The organism is Microbacterium oxydans, assembly GCF_006540085.1.
GTDB classification, from domain to species: domain Bacteria; phylum Actinomycetota; class Actinomycetes; order Actinomycetales; family Microbacteriaceae; genus Microbacterium; species Microbacterium oxydans.
Genome location: NZ_BJOG01000002.1, coordinates 240,849 through 252,715, shown reverse-complemented (window position 1 = coordinate 252,715; position 11,867 = coordinate 240,849). Strand labels below are relative to the sequence as shown.

9 protein-coding genes are annotated in these 11,867 nt (G+C 68.3%); all 9 read right to left on the bottom strand.

From position 1 onward, the window contains the following. The gene (metG, locus tag MOX01_RS07070; protein WP_141369058.1) at nucleotides 1-1,593 is read right to left on the bottom strand and encodes a methionine--tRNA ligase; all 1,593 of its coding nucleotides are present in this window, start codon (nucleotides 1,591-1,593) and stop codon (nucleotides 1-3) included. A gap of 39 nt (nucleotides 1,594-1,632) precedes the next feature. Beyond that, nucleotides 1,633-3,189, bottom strand: a complete 1,557-nt coding sequence (locus tag MOX01_RS07065; protein ID WP_141369056.1) for a molybdopterin-dependent oxidoreductase — start codon at nucleotides 3,187-3,189, stop codon at nucleotides 1,633-1,635. 64 nt (nucleotides 3,190-3,253) lie between these two features. After that, nucleotides 3,254-4,423 carry a glycoside hydrolase family 1 protein gene (locus MOX01_RS07060; RefSeq protein ID WP_141369054.1) on the bottom strand — a complete coding sequence of 390 codons (1,170 nt, stop codon included), beginning with the start codon at nucleotides 4,421-4,423 and terminating at the stop codon, nucleotides 3,254-3,256. A gap of 41 nt (nucleotides 4,424-4,464) precedes the next feature. Next, on the bottom strand, nucleotides 4,465-6,192 hold the full coding sequence (locus MOX01_RS07055; protein WP_230977829.1) for an ABC transporter ATP-binding protein: 1,728 nt from the start codon (nucleotides 6,190-6,192) through the stop codon (nucleotides 4,465-4,467). Beyond that, complete coding sequence (locus MOX01_RS07050) at nucleotides 6,189-7,103, bottom strand: ABC transporter permease (protein WP_046749725.1); 915 nt, start codon at nucleotides 7,101-7,103, stop codon at nucleotides 6,189-6,191. Before MOX01_RS07050 ends, MOX01_RS07055 begins: the two co-directional genes overlap by 4 nt. Continuing rightward, entirely contained in the window at nucleotides 7,100-8,080 is a 981-nt protein-coding gene (locus MOX01_RS07045; RefSeq protein WP_046749726.1) for an ABC transporter permease, read from the bottom strand. Before MOX01_RS07045 ends, MOX01_RS07050 begins: the two co-directional genes overlap by 4 nt. Then, complete coding sequence (locus MOX01_RS07040) at nucleotides 8,077-9,756, bottom strand: ABC transporter substrate-binding protein (protein ID WP_046749727.1); 1,680 nt, start codon at nucleotides 9,754-9,756, stop codon at nucleotides 8,077-8,079. Before MOX01_RS07040 ends, MOX01_RS07045 begins: the two co-directional genes overlap by 4 nt. A gap of 118 nt (nucleotides 9,757-9,874) precedes the next feature. After that, on the bottom strand, nucleotides 9,875-10,981 hold the full coding sequence (locus MOX01_RS07035) for a LacI family DNA-binding transcriptional regulator (protein ID WP_061015092.1): 1,107 nt from the start codon (nucleotides 10,979-10,981) through the stop codon (nucleotides 9,875-9,877). Between the two features lie 2 nt (nucleotides 10,982-10,983). After that, the gene (gene rsmI / locus MOX01_RS07030) at nucleotides 10,984-11,811 is read right to left on the bottom strand and encodes a 16S rRNA (cytidine(1402)-2'-O)-methyltransferase (RefSeq protein ID WP_058632394.1); all 828 of its coding nucleotides are present in this window, start codon (nucleotides 11,809-11,811) and stop codon (nucleotides 10,984-10,986) included. Between the last annotated feature and the right edge of the window lie 56 nt (nucleotides 11,812-11,867).

The window sequence follows — 11,867 nt, the reverse complement described above, 5'->3', positions numbered from 1 at the left end:
TCAGGCTGCGGACTCCACCCGCGGGAACAGCGGCGCCAGGCCGTTGACGCTGGTGCCGGGGCGCAGCACGCCCCAGGCTCCGGCCTCGCGGATCGGCTGGTCCTGCAGACGGCCCAGGGTCTCGGCGGCGCCGAGGGCGATCCACAGCTTCTCCGTCGACTGCGGCATCACCGGCGAGAGCAGCACGGCGAGCGCACGCAGCCCCTCGGCACAGGTGTAGAGCACGGTGGCGAGACGCTCGCGCTGTTCTTCGTCGCCGCTGTTCGCCTGCTTGGCCAGCGCCCACGGCTCGTTCGCGGTGATGTACCCGTTGAGCGCGTCCACGATGGTCCAGATCGCCGAGATCGCCTCGTCGATGCGGAAGTTCGCGATGGCCGCATCCGCGTTCGACGCGGCATCCGCCACGATCTTCTGGATCGCGAGGTCCTTCTCGGTGTACTCGGCCGCCGGCGGCACGACACCCTCGAAGTACTTCTCGATCATCGCGGTCGTGCGCGAGGCGAGGTTGCCGAAGCCGTTCGCGAGCTCGGCCTGGTAGCGAGCGGACAGGTCCTCCCACGAGAACGAGCCGTCCTGGCCGAAGGCGATCGCGGAGAGGAAGTAGAAGCGGTACGCGTCGGAGCCGAAGACATCGGTGATCTCGGTCGGCGCGATGCCGGTGAGCTTCGACTTCGACATCTTGTCGCCGCCGACCAGCAGCCAGCCGTGCGCGAAGACGCCCTTCGGCACGTCGAGTCCCGCCGCCATCAGCAGCGCGGGCCAGATCACGGCGTGGAAGCGCAGGATGTCCTTGCCGACCACGTGGTACGCCGGCCAGCGGCGCGCGAAGGTCTCCTCGTCGGAGCCGTACCCGACGGCCGTGGCGTAGTTGAGCAGCGCGTCGACCCACACGTAGATGACGTGCGACTCGTCCCACGGCAGCGGGATTCCCCAGTCGAAGGTCGAGCGGGAGATCGACAGGTCCTTGAGGCCCTGGCTCACGAACGACACGACCTCGTTGCGCGCCGAGTCGGGGCGCACGAAGTCGGGCTGGGTCTTGTACAGCTCGAGCAGCCGGTCCTGGAACTCGCTGAGCTTGAAGAAGTAGTTCTTCTCCTGCAGCAGCTCCAGCGGCTTCGAGTGGATGGCGCAGACCTTCAGGCCCTCGAAGGGTCCGGTGCCGTCGACGATCTCCGACTCCGGCTTGAACTCCTCGCAGCCCACACAGTAGAGCGCCTCGTACTCGCCCGCGTAGATGTAGCCGCGGTCGTACAGGCGCTGGAAGAACGTCTGCACGTTCGTCTCATGCCGCTCCTGCGTGGTGCGGATGAAGTCGTCGTTCGCGACGTCGAGGGTCTCCAACAGCGGGAACCAGCTCTCGCTGACGAGCTTGTCGACCCACTCCTGCGGAGTGACCCCGTTCGCCGCGGCGGCGCGCAGCATCTTCTGACCGTGCTCGTCGGTACCCGTCAGCATCCAGGTGTCATCGCCCGCCTGGCGGTGCCACCGCGCGAGGGTGTCGACGGCCACCGACGTGTACCCGTGACCGATGTGCGGCACGTCGGAGGGGTAGTAGATGGGCGTGGTGATGTAGAAGGAATCGCCTGCGGGCATGGAGCAATTCTAGGTGCCGCACGAGAGGTGGTTTCGCGCTCAGGCGACGGAGACGTCGATGCGGTGCCATCCCTGCGCACCGTCGGGTGCGGGGGCGGCCGGATCCGAGGTCTGCGTCTCGCCGTCGGCGCTCAGCGCCCGGCATTCGATGGTGTGCGAACCGCTCTCGGCGGTCCAGTCGAGGCTCCACTGCACCCACGTGTCGGCGGAGATCGCGGTGGCGAGATCCGCCCTGCGCCATGGCCCTTCGTCGATGCGCACCTCCACCCCGGCGACCCCGACATGCTGCTGCCACGCCATTCCCGCGATCACCGCGTCCCCGGCCGGGATCGACTGTCCGCGGCGCGGGACGTCGATGCGCGACTGCAGCTTGATGGGCCCGCGGTCGGACCAGCCGCGGCTCGTCCAGTACGCCGTGGCGCGGTCGAACCTCGTGACCTCCAGCTGCGTGACCCACTTCGTGGCCGACACGTAGCCGTACAGCCCCGGCACCACCATCCGCACCGGGAAGCCGTGTTCGATCGGCAGCGGCTCGCCGTTCATGCCGATCGCGAGCAGAGCGTCCCGATCGTCGGTGAGCGCCTCGAGCGGCGTCGACGCCGTGAAGCCGTCTGCCGAGGTGGAGAGCACCATGTCCGCTTCCGCGTCGACGCCCGCACGCGCGAGCAGCTCGCGGATCGGCAGCCCCAGCCAGCGCGCGTTGCCGATGAGCGATCCGCCCACCTCGTTCGACACGCAGGCGAGCGTCACGTCCGCCTCCTGCAGCGGCATGGCGAGCAGTTCGTCCCAGGTGATGCGCACCTCGCGATCGACCATGCCGTGGATGCGCAGCGACCAGTCGGCGGGGTCGACCTGAGGGACGATCAGTGCCGTGTCGATGCGGTAGAACTCCGCGTTCGGGGTCACGACCGTGGCGAGACCGGGGATGTCGAGCTCCGCGCCGGCAGGTACTGCCGCTGCCGCACGTGCCGCCTTCGGCAGCCGCAGGGCGTCGCGGACCGCCTCGATCGATCGGCTCGCTCCGCGCGCGACATTACCGACGATGAGGGCGACGGCACCCGCTGCGGCGACTCCGGCGGTCCACACCAGGAACCGCCTGCGGTCTTCACCGTCGGGCGCAAGGCCCGCGACCGGACGCAGTCGAGCGACGAGGAGACGCAGCACTATCACCGCGACGAGTCCGGCGACGAGACCCGGGAGCCAGGCGAACGGTCCAGCGCCCGGACGGATCATCGCGGCCACGACCGCGAGCACACCGAGTGCGCCGAGGATGACCGCTCCGATACCGGACCGTCGCCGCTCCAGGATGCCGGCGAGCGCGGCGACGACCACGAGCACCAGGGCGATGCCCACGATCAGCGCCACCTTGTCGCCGGTGCCGAACAGCGCGATCGCGGTGTCCTTCGCCCAGCTCGGTGCGAGGTCGATGAGTCCGCTCCCGATCACCGCGAACGGGCTCGCACTCGGCTCGACCACAGCGGCGACGAGCTCTGCCAGCCCGACGGCGAGGAACGACGCGCTCAAGCCTGCCGCGGCCGACCGGAGGGTGTCTGACCGTGTCTCTTCGCCCCGTGTCGCGTGCTTCGCGTTCGTCATGACCCGAGGGTAACCCCGCCGCGGATGCCGGGGGCGCATCCGCGGCGGGGTCAGCTGTGCGCTCTCAGAGACCGTTGCGGCGGGCGACTTCTCCGAGCCAGGCCAGCGACGGCTTCGGCGAGCGCTCGAAGGTCTCGTGATCGAAGCCGATCAGCCCGAACGTGGGCCGGAAGCCGCTGGCCCACTCGTAGTTGTCCAGCGCGCTCCAGTGCTGGTAGGCGCGCACGTCGATGCCGTCGGCGATCGCGCGGTGCAGGCCTTCCAGCGCTCCCTGCGTGTAGGCGACGCGTCGGGTGTCGTCGGCGGTCGCGATGCCGTTCTCCGTCACGAGGATCGGTACCCCACCGCTGCGCTCCCACGCGCTGCGCACGCCCAGTTCGAGCGCATCGGGGAAGAACTCCCAGCCTGTGAGCGTCGTCTCGACGTCGTCCGACACCGGACGCGGACCTTCCGGGCCGATGAAGGTGCGGGTGTATGCCTGCACGCCGACGAAGTCGTCTCCGGCCGACTGCTCCAGGTACCAGTGGTCGCGCGGATCGCCGTAGGTGGCGAGCATCTCGTCGGCTCCGGGCTCACCTGTGGAGTGGAACGCCTGTGTGGCGATCGTCCATCCGGCTTTGACTCCCGGCACCGAGTGCAGGATCTCGGACGCGCGGTGGTGCGCGTCCAGCAGGGTGTCGGCCACGGCGAGGTCGGGGTTCGGGAGGCCGTAGGCGACGAGGTTCGCGGCGTCCTCTCCCCCGGCCAGCATCGCGGCGATGTTCGGCTCGTTGATCGTGCACACGTAGTCGACGCCGTCGAGGATCGGCAGCACGGTCTCGACGTAGCGGGAGAACAGATCCACCGCGTCGTCCGCGCGCCAGAAGCCGTCCTTCTGGAACCACTGCGGCACCGTGAAGTGCATGAGCGTGACGGTGGGGTCCAGTCCGTTCTCACGCGCCGTGTCGATCATGCGGCGGTAGTGGTCGAGCATCGCCCGCGAGATGAACCCGCGCTCCGGCTCGATCCGCGCCCACTCGACCGAGAAGCGATAGGAGTTCAGCCCCGCCTCGGCGAGCAGCCGCATGTCCTCCGGGTAGCGGTGGAAGTGGTCGGCAGCGTCACCGGAGGGCTCCACCATGGGCGAGCCGGGCGCATGTTCCATCGCCCACCAGTTGCTCGTGGTGTTGTTGCCCTCCACCTGGTGGGCCGCTGTCGCGGCACCCCAGAGGAAGCCGTCGGGGAATGTGAGCACGGATGCGCTCCTCTCTCTTTCTTGCAGGCGTCGTCCGCGCGTCAGCGGGCGCGGGCGGGGTTCGGCACGGCGTCGAGCAGTTCGACCGTGTACGGGTCCTCCGGATGCTGCAGCACCTGCGAGGTCTCACCGCGTTCGACCACTCGGCCGCTGTTGAGCACGAGGATGTTCTCGGTGACGAGACGCGCGCTCAGCAGGTCGTGCGTGATGTAGAGCATGCTGATGCCCCACCGCTCGCGCAGGTCCTCCAGCAGCGCCAGCACTCCGGCGCGGAGCGATACGTCGAGCATCGAGACCGGTTCGTCGGCGATCAGCACCTGCGGGTCGCTCGCGAGCGCCCTGGCGATCACCACGCGCTGTCGCTGTCCTCCGGAGAGCTGGTGCGGCAGCTTGGCCGCGAACTGCTCGACGGGAGTCAGGCCGACGGTCTCGAGCAGCTCGAACACCCGGGCTCTGGCCTCCGGACCGCGCAGCTTCGTGTAGTTCACGACCGGCCGGGTCAGGGCGTACTCGACCGTGTGCAGCGGGTTGAGCGCCGCGTACGGATCCTGGAACACCATCTGCACGTCCTTGCGCAGATCGCGCAGACCGCGGCGCTTGAGCGTCGCCACGTCGGTGTCCCCGAAGCGGACGGTGCCGGAGGTGGGCTTCTCGACGCCGGTGAGCATCTTGGCGATGGTCGACTTGCCCGAACCCGATGCGCCGACCAGGGCGAGGGACTCCCCCGGTTCCAGCCGGAACGACACGTCGTCGACCGCGGTGACGGCGCTCTGTCCGCGACGCGGTGCCGGGTAGTGCTTCGAGACGCCCTCGACCACGATCGCCGCATCCGCCCGACGGGTGTCGCGCGACGACACGGTCGGCAGGGTCTCGGTGACGTCGGTGCGCGAACGTCCCTCACGACGCCGGGTGCCCGCGTCGAGGAATCCGGGGATCTCGATCTTCTCGGCCCGGGGGTCGGCGTAGTGGCTCAGCAGCATCCGCGTGTACTCGTCCTTCGGGCGTTCCAGGATGTCGATGCTCCTGGCGTCCTCGACGATGTGTCCCTCGTGCATCACCATCACCCGGTCCGTCGCCTCCAGCACGATGCCGAGATCGTGGCTGATCAGGATCGCGGTGAAGCCCTCGGCCCGCTGCAGGTCCTTGATCGTGTCCATCACGGCATGCTGCACCAGCACGTCGAGCGCGGTGGTGGGCTCGTCGAACACCATCAGCTGCGGTTCGAGCGACAGGGCGAGGGCGATCGAGGCGCGCTGGCGCATGCCGCCGGAGAGCTCGCCGGGGAAGCGTGCGAGCACCGAGGGATCGAGGCCCACCTTGCCCACGAGCTCCTGAGCCCTCGCCTCGCGCGCGTCCTTCGGCACGTGGCCGTGCGCAGCGAAGATGTCGCGGAAGTGGTTGCCGATCGTGCGCACCGGGTTGAGCGCGTTCATGCCCGACTGCAGCACCATCGCGAACCCGCCCTGACGCTGACGGCGCAGCTCCTCGGCGTCGAGCTCCCGGATGTCACGTCCTCCGAACAGGATGCGTCCTGCGCTGATCCGTGCCGGCGGCTTCTGCAGTCGCGTGAGGGCGAAGCCGAGCGTGGACTTCCCTGAGCCGGATTCGCCGACCAGTCCGACGAACTCCCCACGGCGGAGGGAGAACGAGACGTCCTCGACCGCGGTGACCGGCGTCGTCCCCGGCGAGGCGTACTGCACCGAGAGGTTCTGCACGTCCAGCAGGATGTCGTTCTCGCGCATGTCGATGTTCTCCGTCATGGCGGTCATCGCCCCTTCCCCTCTCGCAGGCGCGGATTGGAGATGCCGTCCACGCCGAAGTTGATCAGTGTCAGACTGAGCGCCAGCAGGGCGATGCACAGACCGGGGGCGAACAGCAGCAGCCACTGTCCGGTGAGCAGCGAGTTGGAGTTCTGCGCCCAGTAGAGCATGGTGCCCCAGCTGACGATGCTGGAGTCGCCGAGGCCGAGGAACTCCAGCCCCGCCTCCGCCAGGATCGCCGCAGTCGCCGCACCGAAGAGGGTGCCCGCGATGATCGAGGTCATGTTCGGCAGGATCTCGCGGAACACGATGCGCGTCCTGCTGTCGCCCGAGAACTGCGCCGAGGTGACGAAATCGTTCCCCCGCAGCGACTGCGTCTGGCTGCGGAGCACACGCGCACCCCACGCCCAACCGGTCACGACGATCACCGCGATGATCATCAGGATGCCGCCGTTCTGCAGGTAGGCGGCGATCACGATCATGAGCGGCAGGCCGGGGATCACGAGGAAGAGGTTGACGATGAAGCCGATCACCTCGCCGAGGAACCCTCGCATGTACCCCCAGCTGAGGCCGATGAGCACGGCCACGATCGTGGACAGGATTCCGGCGGCGAAGCCGACCAGGAGGCTGACCTGTGCGCCGTAGATGAGCTGGCTGAGCACGTCCTCCCCGGCAGCGGTCGTGCCGAGCCAGTGCGCCCACGACGCATCGGCGTTGCGCTCGAAGCCGTTGTCCTTCGCGCCGTACGGGGCCAGGAGAGGGGCGAACACCGCTACCAGCACGAAGAAGGCGAGGATGCACAGCCCGAGCCGCGCCTTGCCGTTGCTCCAGAGCGTGGCGACCATGCGTCCGAAGGCGCGCCACGGGCTGGGCGCGGCGATGCGCTCGGCGGGGATCTTGACGTTCATGGTGGAGGTCATCGGCGAGTCCTCGGGTCGAGAACCCCGTAGAGGATGTCTACGAGGAAGTTGGCGATGAGCACGCTCACGGTGATCATCAGGAAGAGCGCCTGCATGAGCGGGTAGTCCTGCCCGATCACGGCGTTGAACAGCAGGTATCCGATGCCGGGATAGCCGAAGACCTGCTCGACGAGGATCGATCCGCCCACCACGCCGCCGAGCGTGAGCCCGAAGCCCGTGAGGTTCGGCAGGATCGCGTTGCGGGCCGCGTACCGGAGGGCGATCGTGTGCCCCCGCAGACCGTTCGCCTCACCGAAGGTGATGTAGTCCTCGCCGAGGGTGTTGATCATGGCGTTGCGCATCCCGATGATCCAGCCGCCCAGCGAGGTGAGCAGGATCGTCAGCGCCGGAAGGAACGCATGACTGATCAGATCACCGAGGAACTCCCACGTGAAGCCAGGGGTCGTCGTCGCGGAGTAGGCGCCGGTCGTCGGGAACCAGTGCAGCACGTACCCGAAGAAGAAGAGCAGCAGCAGCGCCGTCCAGAAATAGGGGAACGTGCTCAGGAACGATCCGGTCAGCGTGGGCAGCGAATCGAGCCACGTCCCTCGGCGCCAGGCGGCCATCACTCCGATGAGCGTGCCGATCACGAACGCGAGCACGGTGACGATGCCGACCAGCCCGATCGTGTAGGGGAAGGCCGTGGAGACCATGCTCGACACCGACTGCGGGTAGAACGTGTACGAAACGCCGAAGTCGAGCCGCACGACCTGACCGAGGTAGGCGATGTACTGATCCCACAGCGACCCGGTCGGAACACCCAGCTGTGCCTCGATGGCGGCACGCGTCGCATCCGACACCGGCCCGTTCTGGGACAGCTTGGCGATGGCGGCATCCGCCGGGGAGCCCGGCATCATTCGCGGCAGGAAGAAGTTCAGGGTGACCGCGGCCCACAGGGTGAGCACGAACAGGCCGAACTTCTGGAGCACGTACTTCACTTGTCGTCCTCCTGCACTCGCTCCAGCCGGGTGAAGATACCCAGCGGCGCGGAGTCGTAGTTCTGCGGGATCATGTACGGGTCTTCCTCACTCGGCCAGCCGGTGAACTTGGCATCGCTGAACAGGCCCCAGATGCCGCCGTAGTAGAGGCCGATCACGGGCATCTCGTCGTAGACGATGCGCTGCAGCTCCTTGACGATCTCGGTCTGGCGAGCGGTGTCGACGGTCTCGCGGTACTCGGCCAGCAGCTCATCGACCTCGGGTGACTTGTAGCGCTCGAAGTTGTTCGCCGTGGCCTCGCCGGACGGCACATAGAACTCGCTGGAGAGCAGGTTGTTGTACGCCTGGTAGATGTCGCCGTTCCCCATGCCGCCGATGGCCATCTCGAAGTCGCCGTTGCTGATCGCGCTCTGATAGCCCGCGGGCTGCGGGAGCTTGAGGGTGACCTTCACGCCGACCGCGGCGAGCTGGCTCTGCACGGTCTGCGCCGCGCGCGTCCAGTCGGAGTAGCCGTTCGCGGTGGTCAGGGCGAACTCGAGCTGCTGGCCGTCGGCCCCGATGAGCCGGTCGCCGTCGAGTGTGTACCCCGCCTCGGCGAAGGCGGCGAGCGCTGCGTCCCTGTCCTGCGTGATCATGCCCTGGTCGGGGATGCTCGGGTCGAGGTACTGCTGCTGGTTGGGCAGGATGAGTCCGGTCTGACCGGCAGGCTTCATGTAGCCCTCCGATGCCGTCTCGGCGATCTCGTCGCGGTCGAGCGAGAGAGCGATGCCCCGGCGCACGTTCACGTCGTCGAAGGGAGCCACCTCCAGGTTCGGCATGAGCGCGATCACGCCACCCGGCGGGAACCACCAGTTGTTGTGCTCGCTCGCCGCGCCCCAGGTGCCCTCGACGTCGGAGATGAAGGAGTAGGCCCAGTCATAGCCGCGGGTGACGGTGTCGAGCTGGGAGTTCGTGGCGGGGAGGATGATGTGCTCGATCTCGATCGAGTCGGCCTGCCAGTAGTCGGGGTTCTTGTCCATCGAGTACTGCTGGTCGTTGTAGTTGCCGAGCACGAAGGGACCGGTGCCGACCGGGTTCTCGTTGCGGTATGTGCCCGGATCCTTCACGTCGGCCCAGAGGTGCTCGGGGACGATCATGGTCTGGCCCAGGATCGACAGCGAGGGGGCGTCTTCGGTCTTGAGGTGCAGCACCACATCGTCGCCCGAGGTGTCGACACTGTCGAGGTGCTGCCACGCACCCTTGATGTCGAGGGACGGGTTGTCCTTGAGCAGCTGGAAGGTGAACGCCACGTCTTCGGGCGTCAGGTCTTCCCCATCGCTCCAGGTGACGCCATCGCGGATCGTCATGACGATGGTGCGGGCGTCGGGCTGCGTCCATTCGGACGCGAGCCAGGGGTTCTGCGTGCCGTCGAGCGGGTTGATCAGGATGAGCGGCTCGTAGATCCACCGGGACGCGGTGCGCGTGTTGGTGAGATACGGGTTGAAGTTCTTCGTGAAGAACGGGTTGCCCTTGTCGGCATTGATCAGCATCGTGTCGGCACCGATCGAGGGATCGGGTTGGGATGTGATCTGGATGCTGCAGCCGCTGAGTGCGACCGCCACGGCCGCGAGGCCCACGATCGCCGCTCTGCGCCAGCGCTGCATCACGCGCCCTCTCGGCGTTGTGCCCTCTGACATCTGCCACCTCATGTCGTCTCTGTCATGACCGGCGACCGACGCCGCCTTCCAGATTGTAAGCGCATACATTTTGAGACCGCAACCCCTTGACACCGGCGCGGCGAGCGTTTCCGGCCGGTCAGACGGGGCGCTGCGAGCTCTCGCGGAGCAGGATCTGCAGCGGCAGACGTGCCACCACGGGCTCCGCCTCGGCGTGCTCGAGGCGGCGGGCCAGCACCTGCACGGCCGCGCGTCCGAGGTCGATCATCGGCTGACGGATCGTGGTCAGCGGGGGCTGCGACAGGGCAGCGGCCTCGATGCCGTCGAAGCCCGTCACGAGCATGTCGTCCGGTACGTGGACGTCCGCTCCGCGGAACACGTCGAGCGCTCCGAGCGCCATCTGATCGTTCGCCGAGATCAGCGCGGCCGGCGTCCCCGTGGCGAGAAGCTCCTCGGCCGCCCTCCGACCAGACGCCCGTGTGAAGTCGCCGCGCAGCACCGTCACGTCGTCGAGGCTCCGCCCCGCCCCCGCCACCGCGGCGGCGAAGCCGTCCCAGCGCTGCAGACCGTCGGGAGAGTCCGCCGGTCCCGCGAGGAAGGCGAGCCGCCCGTCTCCCACCTGCCCGAGCACGTGCCGGGTCAGCTCCGCCATGGCCTCGGCGTTGCTCACCGTCACATGGTCGTAGTGATCTCCGCGTGGCGGGCCGGAGAGCACCACCACGGGGATGCGTCGCGCCAGTCGCGCCAGAACGTCGTCCGGCACGCTGCTCGCGAGCACCATGAGGCCGTCGACTCGACCAGCCATGTCCCGCACCGTGGAACGGTCAGGATCATCGCGGCCGACGCCGACCATCAGCACGAAACCCTGCTTCCATGCTTCGAGCTCGGCGCCGCGCAGCACCTCGTCGAGGAACAGCATCGAGGTGTGCCCGCCGTCGGACTCGGTCTCATCGCGGACGATCGCGAAGGGAGGCGCGTGTTCCTCAGCGGCGGAGAGCGCGTCGAGCGGCGGGGCATCCTCCGCGGCGTCGAAGCCGGGGAAGTACAGCCCGAGCACGCCGGTGCGGCGTTCGGCGAGTCCGCGGGCACTGCCGCTGGGGACGTACCCGAGAGCGGTCACCGCATCGAGCACGCGCTCCCGCGTGACCGGACGCACGGCATCCGGCGAGCGCAGCACGCGCGAGACCGTGGCGATCGAGACGCCGGCCCGATCGGCCACGTCGTACACGGTCGCCGCCTTGCTCACGGTCACACTCCTCCGGAGCGAGCGGCGAGAGCCGCCTGGTAGAGGTCGCGGGAGGAGAGACCGGTGAGGGCGGCGACCTCGGAGGCGGCGTCCTTCAGGCGGACGCCGTCCGCGACGAGCGTCTGCACCTGGGTGAGGGCGTCTTCCGGAGAGGCGTCTCGGCGGGAGGCCCCTTCGACCACGATCACGATCTCGCCCTTGACGCCGTCCTGCGCCCACGCGACGAGTTCGGGCGCGGTGCCGCGACGTACTTCCTCGTAGAACTTCGTGAGCTCGCGACACACGGCGATGCGCCGCTCGTCGCCGAACGCGGCTCCCATGTCCGTCAGCGCACCGGCCAGACGTGCGGGCGACTCGAAGAAGACCATGGTGCGGGGTTCGGCAGCCAGGGCGCGAAGAGTCGAACGCCGCTCCCCCGGCTTGCGCGGCAGGAAGCCCTCGAACGTGAAGCGATCGGTGGGCAGGCCCGAGATCGCCAGTGCCATCAGCACCGCGCTCGGCCCGGGGATCGCGGTCACCGTCACGCCCTGGGCAACGGCCTCGGCGACCAATCCGTATCCCGGATCGCTCACGGTGGGCATCCCGGCATCGCTCATCACGACGATGTCGGTCTCCGCGGCGAGCGCCGCCAGCTCGGCCGCCTTCTGCTTCTCGTTGTGGTCGTGCAGGGCGATCAGGCGAGGTCTGTTGTCGATCTCCAGCGCCTTGAGCAGTCGCTGCGTGGTGCGGGTGTCCTCGGCCACGACGACCTCGGCGTTCTCCAGCACCTCCACGAGGCGGCGAGACGCGTCGCCGAGATTTCCGATCGGAGTGGCGGCGAGGATGATCACCCGCCCAGCTTAGGCGGGCGCGATGCAGCGGAACGAGAAGGCACGTTGTCTAGGCT

Bases quoted from the DNA above. Each gene is read 5' to 3' on its own strand.
- MOX01_RS07055 (WP_230977829.1), bottom strand. From the start codon at position 6,192: ATGACCGCCATGACGGAGAACATCGACATGCGCGAGAACGACATCCTG.
- metG (WP_141369058.1), bottom strand. From the start codon at position 1,593: ATGCCCGCAGGCGATTCCTTCTACATCACCACGCCCATCTACTACCCC.
- MOX01_RS07050 (WP_046749725.1), bottom strand. From the start codon at position 7,103: ATGACCTCCACCATGAACGTCAAGATCCCCGCCGAGCGCATCGCCGCG.
- MOX01_RS07065 (WP_141369056.1), bottom strand. From the start codon at position 3,189: ATGACGAACGCGAAGCACGCGACACGGGGCGAAGAGACACGGTCAGAC.
- MOX01_RS07040 (WP_046749727.1), bottom strand. From the start codon at position 9,756: ATGTCAGAGGGCACAACGCCGAGAGGGCGCGTGATGCAGCGCTGGCGC.